This window comes from Streptomyces sp. NPDC052236, from assembly GCF_044548015.1.
GTDB lineage: Bacteria > Actinomycetota > Actinomycetes > Streptomycetales > Streptomycetaceae > Streptomyces.
Genome location: NZ_JBIUBL010000046.1, coordinates 12,298 through 30,479 on the forward strand (window position 1 = coordinate 12,298; position 18,182 = coordinate 30,479).

Annotated in this window: 11 protein-coding genes and 2 pseudogenes; 4 read left to right on the top strand and 9 right to left on the bottom strand. The window is 65.3% G+C overall.

The features are described 5' to 3' along the window. Nucleotides 1-45: 45 nt before the first annotated feature. A complete protein-coding gene (locus ACIHCQ_RS41885; RefSeq protein WP_399674276.1) occupies nucleotides 46-1,527 on the bottom strand; it encodes an IS1182 family transposase in 1,482 nt (493 codons plus the stop codon). A gap of 83 nt (nucleotides 1,528-1,610) precedes the next feature. Then, on the bottom strand, nucleotides 1,611-2,204 hold the full coding sequence (locus ACIHCQ_RS41890; protein ID WP_399674257.1) for a dihydrofolate reductase family protein: 594 nt from the start codon (nucleotides 2,202-2,204) through the stop codon (nucleotides 1,611-1,613). 220 nt (nucleotides 2,205-2,424) lie between these two features. Here ACIHCQ_RS41890 and ACIHCQ_RS41895 point away from each other — a divergent pair, with 220 nt between their 5' ends. Further along, a complete protein-coding gene (locus ACIHCQ_RS41895; RefSeq protein WP_399674258.1) occupies nucleotides 2,425-3,006 on the top strand; it encodes a TetR/AcrR family transcriptional regulator in 582 nt (193 codons plus the stop codon). A gap of 144 nt (nucleotides 3,007-3,150) precedes the next feature. On the opposite strand, the gene ACIHCQ_RS41900 is transcribed toward ACIHCQ_RS41895, so the two are convergent. Continuing rightward, nucleotides 3,151-4,050 (bottom strand): NucA/NucB deoxyribonuclease domain-containing protein, encoded by a 900-nt coding sequence (locus ACIHCQ_RS41900; protein WP_399674259.1) that lies wholly within the window; start codon nucleotides 4,048-4,050, stop codon nucleotides 3,151-3,153. Nucleotides 4,051-4,675: 625 nt separating this feature from the next. Here ACIHCQ_RS41900 and ACIHCQ_RS41905 point away from each other — a divergent pair. After that, nucleotides 4,676-4,876: pseudogene (locus ACIHCQ_RS41905) on the top strand (IS1380 family transposase); the annotation flags it as partial. Between the two features lie 286 nt (nucleotides 4,877-5,162). Further along, complete coding sequence (locus ACIHCQ_RS41910; RefSeq protein ID WP_399674260.1) at nucleotides 5,163-5,462, top strand: hypothetical protein; 300 nt, start codon at nucleotides 5,163-5,165, stop codon at nucleotides 5,460-5,462. A gap of 325 nt (nucleotides 5,463-5,787) precedes the next feature. Here ACIHCQ_RS41910 and ACIHCQ_RS41915 read toward each other — a convergent pair whose 3' ends face one another. Beyond that, nucleotides 5,788-6,681, bottom strand: coding sequence for a DUF5655 domain-containing protein (locus ACIHCQ_RS41915; protein WP_399674261.1), 894 nt, complete (start codon nucleotides 6,679-6,681; stop codon nucleotides 5,788-5,790). A 1,745-nt stretch (nucleotides 6,682-8,426) separates the two neighbouring features. Here ACIHCQ_RS41915 and ACIHCQ_RS41920 point away from each other — a divergent pair. Continuing rightward, entirely contained in the window at nucleotides 8,427-9,797 is a 1,371-nt protein-coding gene (locus ACIHCQ_RS41920) for a hypothetical protein (RefSeq protein ID WP_399674262.1), read from the top strand. Nucleotides 9,798-10,191: 394 nt separating this feature from the next. Here the strand turns inward: ACIHCQ_RS41920 and ACIHCQ_RS41925 are convergent, their stop codons facing one another. The 5 genes and pseudogenes from ACIHCQ_RS41925 to ACIHCQ_RS41945 all read right to left on the bottom strand — a co-directional run bounded on the left by ACIHCQ_RS41925 (nucleotide 10,192) and on the right by ACIHCQ_RS41945 (nucleotide 17,346). Then, nucleotides 10,192-10,896 (bottom strand): transposase, encoded by a 705-nt coding sequence (locus tag ACIHCQ_RS41925; RefSeq protein WP_399674263.1) that lies wholly within the window; start codon nucleotides 10,894-10,896, stop codon nucleotides 10,192-10,194. Between the two features lie 247 nt (nucleotides 10,897-11,143). Then, nucleotides 11,144-11,611, bottom strand: a complete 468-nt coding sequence (locus ACIHCQ_RS41930) for a hypothetical protein (protein ID WP_399674264.1) — start codon at nucleotides 11,609-11,611, stop codon at nucleotides 11,144-11,146. Then, nucleotides 11,608-16,212, bottom strand: a complete 4,605-nt coding sequence (locus ACIHCQ_RS41935) for a putative T7SS-secreted protein (protein ID WP_399674265.1) — start codon at nucleotides 16,210-16,212, stop codon at nucleotides 11,608-11,610. Before ACIHCQ_RS41935 ends, ACIHCQ_RS41930 begins: the two co-directional genes overlap by 4 nt. Further along, nucleotides 16,212-16,855: pseudogene (locus tag ACIHCQ_RS41940) on the bottom strand (hypothetical protein). The gene ACIHCQ_RS41935 and the pseudogene ACIHCQ_RS41940 overlap by 1 nt, the downstream one beginning before the upstream one ends. Next, nucleotides 16,852-17,346: an SseB family protein gene (locus tag ACIHCQ_RS41945; RefSeq protein ID WP_399674266.1), complete on the bottom strand. Its 495-nt coding sequence runs from the start codon at nucleotides 17,344-17,346 to the stop codon at nucleotides 16,852-16,854. Before ACIHCQ_RS41945 ends, ACIHCQ_RS41940 begins: the two are co-directional and overlap by 4 nt. Between the last annotated feature and the right edge of the window lie 836 nt (nucleotides 17,347-18,182).

Consider the following 18,182-nt stretch of genomic DNA (forward strand, 5'->3'; position numbering starts at 1 on the left):
GTTCGGCCAGTAGGGCCCGTGGAGTGGGCCAGGGTGCCTGGCTGGTCAGTCGGCCAGGGCGGCGAGCCCGGCGGTCCCGGCGTGTCGGAAGATCTTGCGGAGGTTGTGGCAGGCGGCGAGCAGGCGCCATTCACCGCGGGCTCCGTCTTCGCCGCGCAGGTGGAGCCGGCGGCCGTTCTGGCAGGTCATGATCTGTCCGAAGACAGGTTCGACGATGGCCTTGCGGCGACTGTAGGCGGCCTTGCCGGGTTTGGTCCGCAGCTTGCGGGCCATACGTTCCTTGAGGGTGGCGTCCTTGGGGATGCGTCCGCGGGGTGCGGGCGGGACCTGCTCGTCGTGGGCAAGGCGGCCGGTGGCCATGAACGTGTTGGTGCCGCAGGCGAGTTGGCGCTCTCGCGCGGCTTCGAGGTTGGTCTCGGAGCAGTAGCCGGCGTCGACCAGGGCCTGCTTGGGGTGGACGCCGGTATTTGCCGCGGACTGGTCGAGCATCGTGGTGTAGTTCAGCGCGTCCGAGGGGTTGGTCGTCACGTCGGCGGCGGTGATGACCTGGTGCTTGTCGTCGACGACGGCCTGTGCGTTGTAGGCCTGGATGTAGGCGCCGTCGCTGTTTTTCATGATCCGCGAGTCGGGGTCGGTGAAGTTGGCCTGGGCCTTGGGCTTGGGCCGCGCCTTGGCTGCTGCCCGCCCGCCCGCGTCGGTGATGGCCCGCTCGTCGCCAATGCCGGCACGCTCCTGACGGCGGCGTTCGGTGCCCTCGGCGTGAGCGCGTGCCTTCTCGGTGGCTTCGGCCTCGATCTGCGCGCGGGCTGCCTGCAGCTTGGCCAGGCGCTTCTCACGCCGGTCCAGCTCGGCGGGCAGGTCCGCCTCCTTGCCGTCCACGCCGAAGGTCTGGTCCTCGGCTTCGTCGGCGGCCTCCGCGTCGGCCAGCAGGCCCTGGGCCTTCGCTTCCAGCTGGGCGGTCTCGGCTTCGATGCGTCCTTCCTTGTCGATCAGGCGGCCGTAGCTCATCGCCTTGTGCTTGGAGGCACTGGCCTCCAGTTTGGTGCCGTCCAGCGCGACGCGTCCCATCTTGACCATGCCGAGCTTGGTCGCGAGGTGCAGGGACTGGGCGAACAGGCCGGCGAGCGCATCGAGGTGGCGGCGGCGGAACCGGGCGATCGAGCGGAAGTCGGGGGCCAGGTCGGCGGCCAGGAACCGGAACGCGACGTCGTCGGCCAGGCGGCGCTCGATTGCCCTGGAGGAGCGGACGCCGGTGGTGTAGCCGTAGATCAGCAGCCGCACCATGAGCCGCGGATCGTAGGGCGGGTAGCCGCGCTTTTCGGTGTAGTCGGCCAGGATCGGCCCGAGGTCGAGCACCTCGTCGACCAGGTCGGCGACGAACCGGGCCAGGTGGCCCTCGGGCAGCCAGTCGTCCAGCGACGGCGGGAGCAGTAGGACCTGATGCGGGTCGAACGCCCGAAACGTCTTGTCCACCGCCGCCAAAGGGCCCTGCGGCCGCTTCTTGCCGACCGGCTCGACCTCGAACAGCCCATCCCCATCACGCATACCGAGATCATCCCGCATGAATGATCACGAACCGCAAGCGGGTTGCCGGCTACTGAGACACGCTCCTAGCGGTTCCTGGCGTAGCTGAGGAGGGCCGTGCCGCTCTTCAGGACCGTGCTGTCGGTCAGCTCGTACTGGACGGGGTCGAAGGCGGCCAACGGGGCGAACAGCGGAGTGCCGGAGCCGAGGGTGAGCGGGGCGAGCTTGATGATGAGTTCGTCGATCTCGCCGTACAGCGCCGCGGCCAGCTTGCCGCCGCCCATCAGCCAGATGCCCTTGCCCTCCTCCTGCTTGAGCTCACGTACCTTCGCCACCGGGTCGGTGCCGACCAGCTCCACGCGAGGGTCGGGGCTCTCGGTCAGCGTGCGGGAGAAGACCAGATGCCGCAGGTGCGGGTAGGCGTCGGTGATCCCGGCATCCAGCCCGTTCTGGTACGTCCGGCGGCCCTCGAGCACGGTGTCGAAGTGGGTGCCCTCCGCCGTGACGCCGAGCGCGTTCCTGGCCGGGGCAGGCAGGATCTCCGGGTAGACGGCGGCGAGATGGGCCACATAGTCCTCTCCGATCGGCCAGAAGCCGTCCGGGCCCGTGGGGTCGCTGCCGTCAGGGGCGGAGATGAAGCCGTCGAGTGAGCTGGCGATGCAGTAGGTCAACTTGCGCATACGGGTACCTCTTTCGGTGGGGTCGATCGAAGTCGAGGGTGCATCGGGCGGGATCAGTGAACCGAGCCGGGCTTGGGCAGCGGACGGGCCGGGGCGCCGAGCGCAGCTTGGGTGCCGGCGGTTCTGCGATAGGCCCTGCGGCTGATGTACTTTATTTGAAGTGGTTTGAACGTAGTACTGTACTCGCAGTGGTGTCAACGACTTTCTACGGAGAAATTCCTTGCGACAGAACCCAGCGCGCCGGACCGCCCTGCTCGACGCCGCCATCGAAGTCCTCGCCCGCGAGGGATCACGCGGCCTGACGTTGCGGGCGGTCGACACGGAGGCCGGCGTCCCCGGCGGCACCGCGTCCAACTACTTCTCCAACCGTGCCGAGTTGCTGCGCCAGATCCTGACCCGCACCCACGAGCGCCTCACCCCCGACCCGACTGAACTGGCCTCCACCATGCAGGCGCCACCCTCACACAAACTGGTGGTCACCCTGCTGCACCAGCTCGTCGGCCGGATGCGCGCCGACCGCAGCAGCCATCTGGCCATGCTGGAATTGCGCCTGGAAGCCACCCGGCGCCCCGAGCTGCAGGCCGACCTGACCCGTACCTTCAGCGCGATACTTGAGGACAACATCGGCTGGCACCTCGACGCCGGCCTGCCCGGCGACCGCACCACCGTGGTGCTGCTCTACCTCGCCATGCTCGGCCTGATCGTCGACGACCTCACAGTGCCCGAGCTGCTCTCCCCTCACCCTTTCGACGACCTGCTCACCGAGCTGGTGGCACGCACCCTGCCACCGGCCGCTCCTTAACCCGAAGTCCGCGGGCCGATGGCGGCTTCCCGTGGCATCTCCTCGTACCGCACAGCTCGGCCGCCCCCTGCGCAGGCCCCGACGTCGCATCCCGCATGAATGATCACGAACCGCAGGCGGGTTGCCGGTTACTGAGACACGCTCCTAGCTGATGTGCACGTAGAACTTGTCGAAGTGGAGGGTCCGGTCCGCCACATACCAGTTGTTGAGGTCGGTTCCGGCATTGCCGTTCTGTGTGCCGTCCACGTACTTCACTGAGAACATGGGGCCGCTGCCGGCGCCCTCCCATGTCGATGCGAACGGGTACTCGTCACACTCTTCTCCGTCCTGGTGAGGAAGGTTCGCGCATGTGGCCCGCACCGTGTTCCGGTTGTCCGCGTACCGGTTGGCGACAGCGGTGTCCCAGGTGGACATGAGCCTGTTGAGCGTCCTGCCGGAAGCGATGCTCCCGGGAATGAGCTTGGCACTGCCGTCCGGAAGCGGCGGGTAGGTCGCGTTCGGGTTGGTCTGGGCGAGCTGGACGTGGCGGGCCACCGCCCCGTTGCGGGTCGAACTGGTCGCGTATTCCTGCATGATGGGGACGACGCGATCGAAGATGCCAGCTCCGTTGGAGCCGAGATACGAGGCGGAATCGAATCGCACCCCGGTGCCGCCGTTCAGGGTCTCGCTGGTGCCGCGTACCGTGAACCAGTGCGCGATGCCGCAGCGGGATATGTAGTCGCGACTGTACCCGTCGGTCTTCGCCGAGGAGATCGTGTAGATCGCGGTGCCGCCGGCCACCCACTGGGCGACATCCCTCGGCCCACTGCCGCTGACACCGCAGGGCTTGTTGCTGTTGGTGCCGTCGTTATAGCCGCCTGTAGTCCAGGTGACGCTCAGGTCGGAAGGCCCCGTCTCCCCGGTGAACTTGAACTGGTCCATCCCGGTGGTGAGACGGACGACCCGGGAACCCTTCGTGCCTTCGCCGGCGTATGTCGTACGCCAGGTGATTTTCCCGACAACGACTCCGTTGCGGATGAAGTTGATGCCAGCGCCCTTTTGCACGAAACAGCGGTTGTAATGATCGAGTATTTCTTCGTAGTAGTCGCGGGTTCCGGCCCTCTATCGGCAACTGGCGAGCGTGACGGGTGCACGAGTCTTGGAGCCACTTGAGTAGGTGACCCCAAGGCGTTGTGCTGTCGCGTCTCCCGTTTCCGTGAGCGTTCTCGGTGGCGACGGCGCCACGATCGACTGCTCTGTGCGGAATCGCTCTCCGATCGCCGAAGCGTCTTGTCCCGCGGTGAAGGGAACCGCGGTGAGACCCTCGTCGGCGCCCGCCCCGGAGACGCTCGAGACTGTGGTTGCCAGCAGAGAAGCGGCCACGAATACGGCCGACAATGTACGACGCATTGACCCCCCAGTGTGAAGCCGTGAGTTGACGAGGCGGCACAGTAGCAACACGTGTACGCACGAGTCGCACGCAAACTCGAATTTGAGCCAAGATCGGATTTCCCCTGTCGATCATTCCTGGCCGGTGGGATATGGCTGCGTTTGGTCGTGAGCGGGCCTGGGCACGGGGGATCGCAACGGCACAACGGGACTCCCGAGGAAAGGATCAACGATCGGCGAGGAAAGTCGATCATTCAGTCTCGGGAGTCCCGTTTACAGGAGAAGCCTGTCGTCCCCCGTCTGGCGCCACCACCCGTTCTTCACCGACAACCCCGCACCGGTCCTCCAGGCCGAATGCGAACACCGACACCACGCCGTCATCCAGCAGGTCATCGCCGACAGCAAATCCTCCGCCCTGGCCCACCTGCCCTCGGGACACTTCAACGCCAACGCGGCCTGGCTCACCCTGTGGGCGATGACCTACAACCTGCTACGGGCAGCCAGGGCGCCTCGTCGCGTACGGCCGAGGTGCGCTCGGCCCACTGACCGGTGCAGAACCGTTCCACCCGGCGGCGTAGCGCGTCCAGGGCACCCGAGCGCCACGCTCCGGAAATGAGTGGGGGAGATTCCCGGGAGCGGCGTCGAGGGTGTTGTCATCACCGCGGACGGCAGACAGCCGACCATACGAATGCCCAGCCCGACGTGCGGCGTGGGGCCTGCGGGAGCACGCTGGTCCTGGAGCTGTCTGTCCCTTCGACGGGCAGTCGGCCAGGGAAGGATTGGCAGCGATGTTCGCGAGGCTGAGCACCTATCAGGGGTCACCAGTTCCTCAAGGGGGAGACCTGACCGCCAATTGGGAATCGATTCTCCAGCAGGTCAAGGACGTTCCCGGCTTCCGGGGCGTGTACTACCTCGTCGATCGGGCCGCCGGGAAGGCCAGGTCGCTGACGCTGTGGGACGACGAGCAGACCATGCGGGACAGCGAGAACCTGGCAAACCGGATCCGCGAGGAAACCGCACGGAGGGAAGGCCAACAGATTGTCTCGGTCGAACGCTTCGAGGTGGGATTCAGCCACCTGAAGCCGTAACAGCGCGGACCGCCCGCTCGCCTGCGCTGCTGACGGCTGCGTGCGCACATAGGTCCACCGGGCGGTCGAACTACTTGAGTTGTCGGACCCTGGCCGACCGAATTGGACGATGCGCAGAGCACCAACTGCTCAGAGCACCTCGCTCAGCAAGGTTGGAACAGCGCGCAACATAGCGGGGGATCGCCGGTTAGCCAAACCGGCGATCCCCCGCATCATTGATAGTCCACCGCCGCTCTCTGCCCGCACGTCGAAAGGCACCACCACCACGACACACCCACAACCGCACGGTCACGCGGCCATGCATCCCTACGGACCCACGAGACGACTAAACCGCCGCGTAGCTGAGCCGGAACAGGTCCTGGGCACGCTCCAGGTCCCGGTCCGTACGCAGCTGCAGCTCCAGGTCGCCTGTGCCCTGGTGGCCCAGCCCCGTCACGTCGCGGGTGAACCCGGGTACGAGGTCGACCTTCGTCGGGTCAGCCTTGAGGTAGACGAGGAGCTTGGTCTTCTGCGGCGGGCAGACGCACGCGAAGTTCCGCAGCCGCTGGTAGGCGCGGTAGGTCTTGTTGTGGACCTGCGTGATGTCGTCGCCGAGCCCGAGCAGGGCCTCATCGACGGCAGCGGCCAGCTGCGCCATCGCCCCGTCCGTCCTGCGCGCACGCGGCGCCTCGGCCGCGCGGCGACGACGCGTAGTCCTGGGGGCAGCCATCTGCCCGGTGACCGAGGCCACCGTCTCAAGGCCGACGTGGTCGCTGCCGAAGAAGCGGTAGCGGACCAGGTCGATGCTGCGCCGGTGCTCGCGCACGGCGTGGACGTCGTAGCGGGTGAAGTCGCCGGCCACGCAAATCAGTCTGGGCGCGCTCCACAGCACCTGGGCCGCGACCGCGGCACCGAGCCGGTCGCGGACCAGGTGCCGGAAGGCGTCTCTGTGGTCCATCAGCCACGCCATGTAGTAAAGGCCCTGGTGGATGACACCCGCGTCAGTGCCGCGCTTGTACTCGACGACCACGGGTGCCCCGTTCTCGTCAATTCCCAGCGAGTCGATTCGCCCGCCGTGCACAGGACCGGTGCTGTACTCGCTCGCCAGGAACCGCACCCCCAGCATCGTCTCCATGTGCGCCTCGATGAGGTCCTGCACATCCGCCTCGACCTCGGCCAGACGCGGCGTGACCTCGGTCACGCCGCTCGTCGTCGTGTGAAACAGCTTCAGGCCCGACACCTCCCCCTCCTCGGCTCGTAGATCATTAACGCCGGGCGGGTGCGGAATTGTTTCCGCGAGGGGCTTCGGGGCCGTGAAGATAATGTGAGGCCCTACGTACGACCTGACCAGGGAACGCCTGCGTCCCCCGGTCACCAGGGATCTACGATTCCCCCATGCGTCCCCCACGCCCCGGGGGACAGCGTAAGGAAGCCGCGTTTTCGCAGGTCAGCCCCCGTAGCTCAGTGGATAGAGCAGGCGCCTTCTAAGCACCTGCTCTACCACCTGTCACAGCCTTGGTCACACGTTGCGCGCAGCAGACCCCCACGGCAATGGATTGGTCGCTGTAGCGCGTCCATCCCGGTTCACCCCCGCCTTCGCGGGGACCACTACTGGGCGCCGTACAAGGCGTGCCGCCCGGCGGTTCACCCCCGCGTCGGCGGGGATGGTCCCTCGCCACCCTGGTCCTGCTCCTGCGCGCCACCGCCGGTCCAGGGGTTCGCCTTCCTCCAGAATGACTGGGACGCCGTCGTCAACGGCCTGATACTGCAATGGAGCTCGTTTGAGGAGCACGTGCACTGCGTAGGCCAGTTCGAACCCCATCCGCCATCCACCCTAGCCGGAGCTGACGGATCGTAAGGTAGGCACAAGGTACAGCTGCCGTCGTGCAGCAATGCCTACGGGGGACAGAGATCCCAGCGAGGGACTTGACGAGCTCACCGAGTGGACGCGGTGGGCAGCCACATCAAGTCGGATGGCCGGAGGATCCGCCCTTGCCCCGGAGACCAGGGGCATTGCTGGCCCTTCACCCTGGCCGCTCCGCGAAGGCTCTTGCCGTCGACCGCCAGGCCGCGCAGTCGGCTCTCGGCTCGGTTGCGGCGGTCGGCGAGCCAGCGGCCGACCGCCAGGTCCAATGCGTCGCCGTCGATCCGGGCCAGCAGTGGTCGAGTCGCACGCCGACGTGGGGCGGAGCGTCGGTGATCCATTCGCCGACGCCAGCAGCGACGTTGCCCCGCCGGCACCGCGCAGGCCACCAGGGCATGGACACCGACCAGAGCGTGGCGCACTCCACGCGGATCACGCGGATCGGGCACCTGGGCGAGGCGGCCCAGCTGTCCGGGCACTCTTCCGGCGCGACCTCTGGATGCTCGCGGAGTTGGTCAAGGGCAGGCAGGATCAGCGATGACGCCTCGGCAGGCACGGTCTTCCAGGCAGGTCACGGGGCGTCGAGAACTCCATAATCTTGGAAGCCGTGCCTGTGCCGCTCTCCCGGACCGATCAACCTGACAGACGTCATGAACCGGATGCCCGGCGACTACGCCGAAGCCCTGACTCATATTCGCGCGACTCCGGGCAAAGCACCATATAGGTCGCAAAGTCGGACTGGAGTACTAACCGGAATTCCGGTACCTCACTTTTCCCCGATGCTGCCACCATTTCACGGGGCCAGCTGTCACCTGTACAACATCGCCTACTTTGCGCTGACGCGGGCGGGTCTACCAGGACCATGGTCGCTTCTGCGCGCTGCGGCCAAGAGAGGGTGACATCGTCGCGATGATGATTAGTGCCAGCCGCGTCAGGTGCCGCTCTACGACTCATAGGGGGAACGAATGCGACCGAATATTTTAACGAGGACACTCGTCAGTGTCACTGCCGTTGTCGGGATTGCCGCCGGGAGCCTGGCGGAAGGAAAGCCAGAGCCACCGTCGGGGTGCCCCTGAAGAAGGAGATAAGCGTGGCGTTACAGAGAAGACTAGGGACGGACCTTGATCGGTAAATCGGAAGGGGGAAGCAAATCCGTGTTCTCACTAAGATTCTCGATGGCGGCCGCTGCGGCGATCGCCATCCTCTCAACCCTATTGGTGAATGCGCCAACGGCACACGCCGACTGGGCGCACGACAAATGCTCGTACGCTACGCTTAAGGAAACAACGCACCGCACCTCGTATGTGACCGAGGTCCCGGGTGAACGAATGTCCGTCGGAGAGTTTGGTAGGGCCGACAGCATGCACTACCAGCGCACCGTAACCAGAACAGAGAGCGCCACTCTCACAGCTGGTGGCGATGCAAGTATCTCCCTCGGCAAGATATTCGAGCTTGGCGTTCAGGCCGGGTATCAGCTGAGCCAGTCCGGCTCATATAGCGTAACGGCCTCAGAGACGTTCACCACCAAGCCCGACGAGTTCCTCTACATCTCCCCGGTAATGATCTGGGATCTCGTGGGTACAATTCGCCGCTGGGAAACTCCTGGTGGCAGCACATGTGCGTCAAGCATGACATCCGCACTGTTCCCAAAGGCACTGAAGATATGCGGCTGGTCGCAAAGAGCAACCTTCATTCAGAACGAATGCGCGGTACCGCGGGGCGGGGCAGGCGGCGGCTCCGGGGGTTCGTCCCCGGAAGAGGCGTGGCACTTCGGTCCGGTTCCACCGCCAACCGTCACTGTGTCTCGGTTTGCCTTTTCGAATGGCGCCGGAGTGGTTTTCGCGAAGGATGGTCGGGACGCGCCGTGGGTGACGCTGAATCCGGGCGGGCGAGCGAGTTCCTATCAAAGTGCGGGGAATCGTATCGGGGCTGTCCTTGACGGTGATCTCCACATCAAGGATGGTCTGTACGGCAGCTGGCACAAACTCACTGACGGAGGCGATGTCAAGTCGTTCAGGCTGAGCGGTAACCGTATTGCGTTCAGGAACTCCTCCGGTGTCATTTTCGCCAAGGATGACCGTGACGCGCCTTGGGCGACACTGAACCCTGGTGGTCAGGCCAGCGATTTCGTCCTGGAGGGCGACTGGATCGGTGCCATCCTCGACGGTTCCTACTACGTCAAGCAGGGCATCAACGGTCAATGGTCCACACTGGCCGGTGGCGGTGACGTGAAGAAGATCGCCATCAAGGGCAACCGCTTCGCCTTCTCCAATTCCTCCGGTGTCATTTTCGCCAAGGACGACCGCGACGCGCCTTGGGCGACACTCAACCCTGGTGGTCAGGCCAGCGACTTTGTCCTGGAAGGTGACTGGATCGGCGCCATCCTCGACGGCTCCTACTACGTCAAGCAGGGCATCAACGGTCAATGGTCCACCCTGACCGGTGGCGGTGACGTGAAGGACATCAGTGTGGGCCAGTACCTGACCTACTAACGAACCATAAGAGCTCCCAACACGACCTTGCGGAGCCGGATAAATCAGCTAGCTGATTCGGCTGTTCGTGAGGTGTGAGTACTCGGCCATGAATCGTGGACGACGGATTGTGGGAGCTGACCGAGCCGTTGCTGCCGCCCTGGCCAGAGAAGAACCCAGGGCGGCAGCCGGTGGACCGGCTGTGCCTGCGGGACATCCTCCAAGAACGCAGTCGCGCGATCTCTTCCCGGATCTTCCCTTCCCGGGCCTCCAGCAGACCGAGCACCGACAGCACCAGGCACCTCCGCAAGCGACGCGAGCAGACGAATCACGCTCACCTCTCCCGCTGTAGACCGGAGTTCATGCCCACCCAGCCCGCAGGGCTTCGTCGTAGTGGCTGACATCCGTTTTGTGATCACGCGAGTCCGAGGATCGCGAGAGGGCGGCGGGCGTCACGCGCGTTGTGGCGAAGGGCGGCGGCGATGTTCCTGACACCGCCCAGCCGGAGGGCGCCTATGGCGAGGTTGCGCCAGGTCGCCATGGCCCGGGGAGCGTTCCCGGTCCGCAGTTGCGAGGCGTCCTCGGCGAAGGTGGTGTCGCGGACGTGATGCATGGCCTCGATCTTCCAGTGGTCCCGGATCAGCTTCGCGAGCTGGGCCGGGGTGGCCTGCTCGGCGGTCAGGCTGGTGACCGCATAGACGGTGGCGATGGTGACCTTGCCGGTCTTTCGGTCGGTGCGGCGGCGCTTGATCTGGACCGCCTGGCAGGCGCCGGGGAAGAGCAGGTTACTGACGGTGGCGTCGCCGCACCACCGTGGCGGCGCGGCGGCCGAAACCGTCCCAGGTAGGCCAGCGCGCTGTGGCGCCGTCACTCCGGCCCTGTCCGGTCGGCAGGGCCGGGCGCGGCAGTCGCGGTGCGTGTATGGCCCCTGCGGGTGCTGGCGGGGTCTGCGTGATCGGGTGCTGCATGGCAGCCCTGGTGGCGGCGTGCCCTCTGGTACGTCGTTCTGGGGCTCCCCCTTGCCGCGTGGCTGCTGGTCGAGCCCCGCGTCCTTGGGCTCTGGGCCCGGTTGTTGCTGCCGCTGAGCGTCGCCGCGCTGCGCTTCGAGGTCCTGCTGCATTGTGCATCGCGTAGCCGAGATGGTCAGTGATCTCACGCTCCAGCGCGGACTCCAGCACCCGCTTCGTCAGCTGCTGCAGCACACCCGTCAGATGAATTCCGCACAGCGCTTGCGGTCAGGGACGGGCTTGCGGCCCCGGATACCAGAACGCTGTTCCTTCTTCGGCAGCAGCGGCACGATCCGCCGCCACAACCCATCCGACACAGTCCACGGCGGCGGCCGACGTGGACCGATCTACCTCATTGTGTCAGCCGTTGTAAGGGGGCGACGCCGTCCCCTCGGCCAGCATTCGGAAATCGTTCAAGGCGGCAAGATAATCAAGTCGCACCGCATCCTCCTCGGGAAGCTGAGAAAGATTCGAGACCGCAAGCTTCTGGGCAGATTGGAAGATTGTCTGTGCGAGTTCCCCTCGACTGACTCTGCCCAACATTTCACTCTTCGTGGAGACCGAGATGATTCCCTTGCGATCCCTCCTGAAAATAAGTGCGAAAGATGTGTCGATTCCTACGAATTTAACCACCTTTTCACGATCCCTCAAGAGTGGCCTGAGGCCGTCCAGGAGAAGCGTCACCGATGGATAGATCATCATGCCCTGGTCCGGGGTATGCCCGGTTGATCCCGCCTGTCCAAGGTCACCCTCGCAAAAGATGTCCCCGAGGTCGAACCCGCTGGGTTCACCCTGCCCCGGGCGTACGGAAAACGTCATTCTGATCACGGGGTATAGCTCTTTCCTACCGGGAAGAAGGTAATGACGCGATTGCCGTCCGTGGAGTCGACAACGAGCCGATATCTAGCCCGCATTCCATCTACAGTCATCCGCTTCTCGAATGTCTGGATAGTGCGGTCCGGATCGGAGATGCGCGTACCTCTTTCGACGAGCTTTTCGGCCGCCGCTTCCACCTGCGCCCGTGTTGTTGTGGGTGGCATAAGATCACCATGGCCGCCGGCCGCGGTTCCGCTGATGTGGCGCTCATTAATATGCTGCCACCCTTGTTTGGCGTTCCCGTCCTCCAACCTGGGCTTCACTCGGCACAGCTGCAGGCCGAGGGGATCGATCCAGGTGTGCGGGTTGGGTCCGTACCAATGCGGATTCGGCCCTCCCTCCAGACCGATCGGGTCAGGACTTGAGTACCGGGCTATTTCGGGGTCGTAGTAGCGGAAGTAGTTGTAATGAAGGGCGGTTTCGGGATCACAGTACTGCCCCGGAAATCGTAGTGGCGTGTACGCCGTGCTGGCCACTTCCCAGGTCGTTGTGCCCCACAGTGTGCTGCGCGTGCGCCAGGCCACGTCGCCGGACTCGTCGATGAGTTCGCTCGGGGTGCCAACCAGATCCGTGACGATGGTGAAGAAGCGTTCATCGATGACCTCTTGAGGCGCCCCGGCCGCCAAGATGCGTTCCGATTGGGTGACCGGTCGCAGGCCGTCGTGTTCCCAGGTGAGCGTGACGGGATTAGGCAGTTCTTCGCTGCTCGTTGTCTGCTCGCAGAGGGTGGTGCCGTCCCAGGTGAAGGCGACCTGTTCGAGGACAGTGTTGCCGTCGTCGCCGAGGCGCTGTTTGGCTGTGCGACGGCCAAGTGCGTCGTACTGGTAGCGCCACACACTGCCGTCCGGTGTGATGACACATGCGAGTCGGTCTTCCCCATCCCATTCGTACCGCCAGATGTCCGGCTTACGAGAAAGCCTCGTCTTTTGTCGCAGTACGATCCGGCCCTGCCTGTCGTGTTCATAGCGGACGCTACCGGCGCGAATGATCTGCGTCCCCGTGTACGCGCGCACGCCTGTGGCCTCCTGGCCTGGATGTGCAGCGGGCCATGAGGCCTCGATCTGGTTGCCTGCCGCGTCGTACGCGTATCGCTCGGTCCAGTTCGCGGCGTGTACCGCCGTGACTCGGCCGGCGTCATCCAAGTCGAAGGTCGTGTTGCCGCAGAGTTGGTCGTTGATGTTCATGAGGGCGCCGTCCACGCGATACGTGTACGCGCGCCGCTGAAGGCTACGGCCCCGGCCGGTGACGTGCTGATCAGTGAGGCGGCCCATCGCGTCAAACGCGCTCCTGATCGAAACGGTCGTGCCTATGTGGCGCGCCAGTTCCTGACCTCGGGCGTCGCGTTCAAAGGTCAGCGTGCGGCCACATGTGGTGAGTTCACTGCAACGCCCAGCCGCATCGTACGACCATCTGCTGACCGCACCGCCTGGTGTTTTTCTAGCGACACGGCGCCCGAGGGCGTCGTACTCGAACGAGAGTTTGCGACCGTCCACAGTCTCGGACCTCAGGCGTCCGAACCGGTCCCGGAGCCGGGTGAGTGTCGCATCCGGACCAGAGGCCACGGCCAGCTCGTCGAAGATGTCGTACTCATACTCGGTGACCGCGCCCTCCGCATCCTTGCGGACAACCTGGCCGAGCGTGTTGTGCTCGAGCCGGGTCGTCTGGCCAAGGCTGTTTGTCCGGGAGACGAGGCGGCCCGCCGCGTCACATGTGTACATGAGCTGCCGGTCGTCGAAGTCACTCTCGGAAATGACACGGCCCGCCGGGTCGTACTCGTAGTCCCAGGCGAGCCCCTGCGGATTGGTGACCTGAGTGAGTTGGAGATTAGTGTTGTGGCTGAACTCGTATCGGACACCATCCGGGCCGGTTCGGGTCACGAGCAGGTCAAAATCCGTGTACTCCCAGGTAGAGACGCCACCCATGGTGTCGATGTGGGTGAGGCAGTTGCCTTCCCCGTCGTAAGTCCACAACTGCTCGCTCCCGTCGGGCTCGATGCGGCGTGCGAGGTTGCCCTCAACGGTCCATTCGAAGCGGCTTACCGCTCCGAGCTCATCCGTGATGGACACAGGGCGGCCGAAGGCATCCCGTTCATACCGGGTGGATGCGCCGAGCGGATTGGTGCTCTCAATCATCAGACCCGACTTGTCGCACTCCACGACAGGGGTGTTCCCCAGAGCGTCCGTCACCGATACGAGGTGTCCTGCTTCGTTGTACGAGAACCGCGTCACCGCGCCAGAGGCATCAGTGACCGACGTACGGTTGGCTCGCTCGTCGAAGGTTTGGCGTGTGACCGTCCCGTCCGGGCCAGCAATGCGTACCGGACTCCCTATGGGGTCGTACTCTGCGGCCAACCTCCGTCCATCCGGAAGGACCAGCGTGGTCTGGCGGCCTTGCTCGTCATAGGTCGAGCAGGTCGTGTGCCCGAGTGGGTCCGTGACGGACAACAGTCGGTGGTAGCGGTCGTACTCGAAGCGGGTGACCGCGCCCAGCGCGTCGATCTCGGCGACCACCTGGGTGCGGTCGTTGATCACGAATCGCTTGGTGTGGCCCAGGCCGTCGGTCATGGACGTCATGCGCAGTCCGGTGTCCGGGTCGGTGTCGTCCCACGTGAAGCGGGATTCGACGTGGCCGTTCGTGCCCGACTGGTATACGCAGCGGTCGAGGTCGTCATAGACGTAGTCGTAGTGACTGCCGTTGGTGTCGGTCCAGGACGTGATGCGGCCGTGCTCGTCGTAGCCGAAGCGCACGGGTCGGCCGCAGGAGTTGGTGACCTCTGTGAGGTGGCCGTTGGTGTAGCCGTAGCGGAGGATTTCCTGGTCGGTGCCGTCCGCCGCTGCTCCCGCAAGGTGCAGGGCGGTGACCCTTCCTTCGCTTGTGGTGAGCTTCAGGTGGTAGCCGCCGTGGTGGACGATCGACGTCGGGGCCGCTGCCTCGTCGTACTCGAAGCTGATCCAACGGCCGTTGCGGTCGTGGATCTGAGCGAGCAGTGCCAACTCCGCACTGTGGTCGATGAAGTGCCAGACGCGTCCGGTCTCCGGGTCGGAGATCGTGTAGCCGTCGTCCACCCGGTCCAGGGGCCAGCGCCGGCCGTGAGTGGGCATGACAGGAACCCCGGGTGCGGGGTGGGGATACGCCAGCAGGCTGCCCTCGTCGCAGCTGAAGACCACACCTTCGGAGTCGATCTCCAGGTGCTGGTCGACGGTGCTCGACCAGGTCGGGCCGAACCAGCCACCCGCACGGTAGGAGGAGTCGAAGGTGCGCTGGAACACCAGCGGCAGTGAGCCCGGTAGTGCGATGTCGGTCTGCGGCAGGAGCATCCGCCCGGACGCGACGTCGACGGGGTCTCCGTCGCACTTGGTCTCACTGCATTTCTTGCCCTTGCCATCAGGGTCCTGATGGTGTCCATCCCGCCCCTTGCCCTTCGGGTTGTCGGCAAGGTCCTTGGCCAGGCGTGGGAGGGACTTGGCAATGCCCGCGCCCTTGGTGCCCAGGAGTTCGGGCAGGAGGCAGCCCCCGAATTCGCCGGGGTCCGACTTGAAGGCTTCCCACGCGCCCTTGAGGGCCCGGTCCGGGTTGGCCGCTGTGGACGCCAGGCCGGCGAGCGTCGTATTCACGCCCTTCCAGTACTCGGCCGGGTGGGTCAGGTTGTACGGGTCGATCGGGTTGACCGAGCGGACGAAGTTGACCAGGCCAGCGGTGCCTTTGACGACGCCGCCGCCGACGTGCGCCAGCTCGATGGACTGGCCCAGGCCATAATCCATGAGCTCCAGCTTGGCCCGCTCCCGGCCCGTCGGCTCCTTCGGGGCGTGGGCCAGGGCCGCTCTGACCGCCGCCTTCGCCGTCTCGGCCGCCTCATTACGGGCGCGCCGGGCGTCCTTGAGGATCTCCTGCGCCCGCGCCCGCTGAGCCTTGCCCGGGTCAGTAAAGGGGCCGGGCCTGGGCGGCGGACTGTCGCTGTTGCGGGCGGCGTTGTAGGCGTCGACGTCCTTGTTGTACTCCTCTGCGGCCGTCTTGGAGGACTGGTTGCCCGCCTTGTACAGGGCGATGGCCTCCTTGGCCCTGCCCTGCGCGCTCACGACCGTCTCGCAGTACGTCTCCAGCGCCTTTGCCGCGTCCTCGAACGCATCAGCCGCGCGCAGCCAGTCCGTGGGCAGCGTCTGGAACTTCTCCCGGAACGCGTCGGCCGCCGCACCCTTCCAGTGACCGGAGTCGAGCTTCTTCATCCCGCCGCCGACCAGATCGAACGCCTTCTGGAAGTCCCGCAGGTTCTTCACCGTCGCAGCGATCTTCCCGGGGTTGCCGTGGATCAGCTCATTGACTTCCTCGCTCTGGCCGAGCTGCTGCTCGCCCACCTCCGCACCCAGCGAGGAAGCGGTCTCATCGCCCCAGTCCTCAACAGCATCCGCCCAGTCGTGCGCGCCGACCTTCTCCAGGCCCTCGCCGACCTTGTCCGTCGCCCAGTCGACACCCTCGCCGACCTTCTCCTTGCCCGCATCGACAAGATCGATGCCCTTGTCGATCGCCCCGTCGACCAGCCCTCCCCAGTCCGGCATCAGCGCTCCCCCCACCGCGGCTGCTCAGCCTGCGTGATCGTTTCCTGAGAGGGATCGAGCGTCTCCTTGAGCTGCTCATCCATCGCCTCACGCAGCTCCGGATCCAGCGCACCCGAGCGTTCCATCGAGTCCAGCAGCGAATCCTCCACGTCGTACGCGGTGTTCTTCCAGGTCTGGTTGACCTCCTGCTGCGCCTGCGAGAACGACTCGGCGCTGTAGTCCGGGTTGTCGAAAGCGCTCTGGGTACTGATCTTGTCCCAGCTCAGCGCCTTGACCTCGTCCTCGCTCAGATGCGGATTCCCGTTGACCGAGTTCACACCGATCTTGAACGAGTCCTTCAGGTACCGCTCCTGCTCGGCGAACGAACCCGCCGACAACCCCACCCCCTGCGCGAAACCATTCCCCCGCAGCGTCAGCGCCCGCACCCCCCACTCCCACCGGTCGCAGAACGTCCCGAACTCCGACGACAGCCCCCATGCCCCAGCTCAAGACCCGACAGCGCCAGATCCGACACTCCCCGTCCCGTCGACGCCTCACCGATCATCCCGAGCTCCTTCAACTCGGCATGCGCCAAATTGATGCCTTTCGCGATCTCCGCCAACGCCGACTCCGGCGCAGCCAGATCAGGATCGTTCCCACTCACTGCATCCCCCCGAGATCAACCGCCACCGCATCGGGCACGACGCCCGCAACCGGCGGAAACAACATCCCCTCATCACTGCCCGCGTCCAGCGCCACCCCAGCCGGGACCTTCAGCAGCGGCACCATCACATCCAGCAGCCGCGCACCCAGCACCGTCCGGTACGTCCACTCACGCCCGGCGTCCCCCTGCCCCCGCGCGAACCGGGCCAACGCCGCCTCATCGGAGAACGCGCAGATCCACCGCACACCATTCTGATCCGCCGACCACAAACTGCCGCGCCCATCCAGCGGAACCAGCACCGCCGTACGCCGGAACTCCCCCAGCAACACCGCAAACCCGCGCCTGGCAAGAGCCAGTTCATCCGCCTCGGCAACTGGCGTCGACACGGACGTCGGCGGGCCTGACGGCTCCTCCGGCGCAGGCCAGTCGGCCAACTCGGCAAGTCTCGAAGGGAAGTCACGCCCCGCTGTGTCATCCCCGTCGTCATCCACAACCCAGATGCTGTCACGCCAAACTTCCCAGCAGCAATGAGGAAACAGGGCACCATGCATGCGGAACGTGCCCCCTCGCGGAGGCCAGAAACCCACCACGTACCCACCATCCAGGTAAGCCAATCAGCGGTCGCCACCAATGACCTGGACCGTCCCGCCGTCAGATACAGCTTCTGGGCGCGAGTCCTCACGGGGCAGCCAGATCCACCCCGTGCGAGCCACGCCAGCATGCACAGTAACTCTGCATCCATCGGCGCGGTGGCGATCGCTGACTCATCCGAGCTACCTGATGAGCCCATCAGGACAAGCTGTCACGTGAGTGTCAGAGTGCTGCCACCGCACGAACACGTTTTGAGTATCGCTCGTCACGCCATTCGGTAAACGGCAGCTCAGCAAGCCCTGTTGCGCGAGAGGCAACCTGACCGACGCGCGTGCTCCACCTGCTGGAACACTGGATACCGTCGAGGTCCCTGCCGTGCCCAAGAAACCGCAGGTTGAGGCCTTTACCATGGGCTCGAGGATCGCGACGCACCGCACGTGATGCGTCATCGGAAAGGCATGAAGCTTGTCGCCGCTTCTGCCAGCGATCTCGCCAGCCCACACACGCTCTCCGGATTCATCGCGGGAGCTACGTAGGCTCGTGGGATTCGACGATGCGGCTCCGTACCGGGAACGGGGAGCGTCCCGCCGAGGCAGGCAAGGGCGTGTACTGCCGGGACTCTGATTGCTTCCCGGCCCGAGGAGGACCGTCGACGGCGCGCAACACTGCTTCTCTCTCCGTCGCCGACATGACAGCCAGGACCTGCGCCACCCGCATCCGACTGCTGTCCTCTTCG

Coding starts and splice junctions, on each gene's coding strand:
- ACIHCQ_RS41890 (WP_399674257.1), bottom strand. CDS start 2,204: ATGCGCAAGTTGACCTACTGCATCGCCAGCTCACTCGACGGCTTCATC.
- ACIHCQ_RS41910 (WP_399674260.1), top strand. CDS start 5,163: ATGTTCGCGAGGCTGAGCACCTATCAGGGGTCACCAGTTCCTCAAGGG.
- ACIHCQ_RS41925 (WP_399674263.1), bottom strand. CDS start 10,896: ATGCAGCAGGACCTCGAAGCGCAGCGCGGCGACGCTCAGCGGCAGCAA.
- ACIHCQ_RS41935 (WP_399674265.1), bottom strand. CDS start 16,212: ATGCCGGACTGGGGAGGGCTGGTCGACGGGGCGATCGACAAGGGCATC.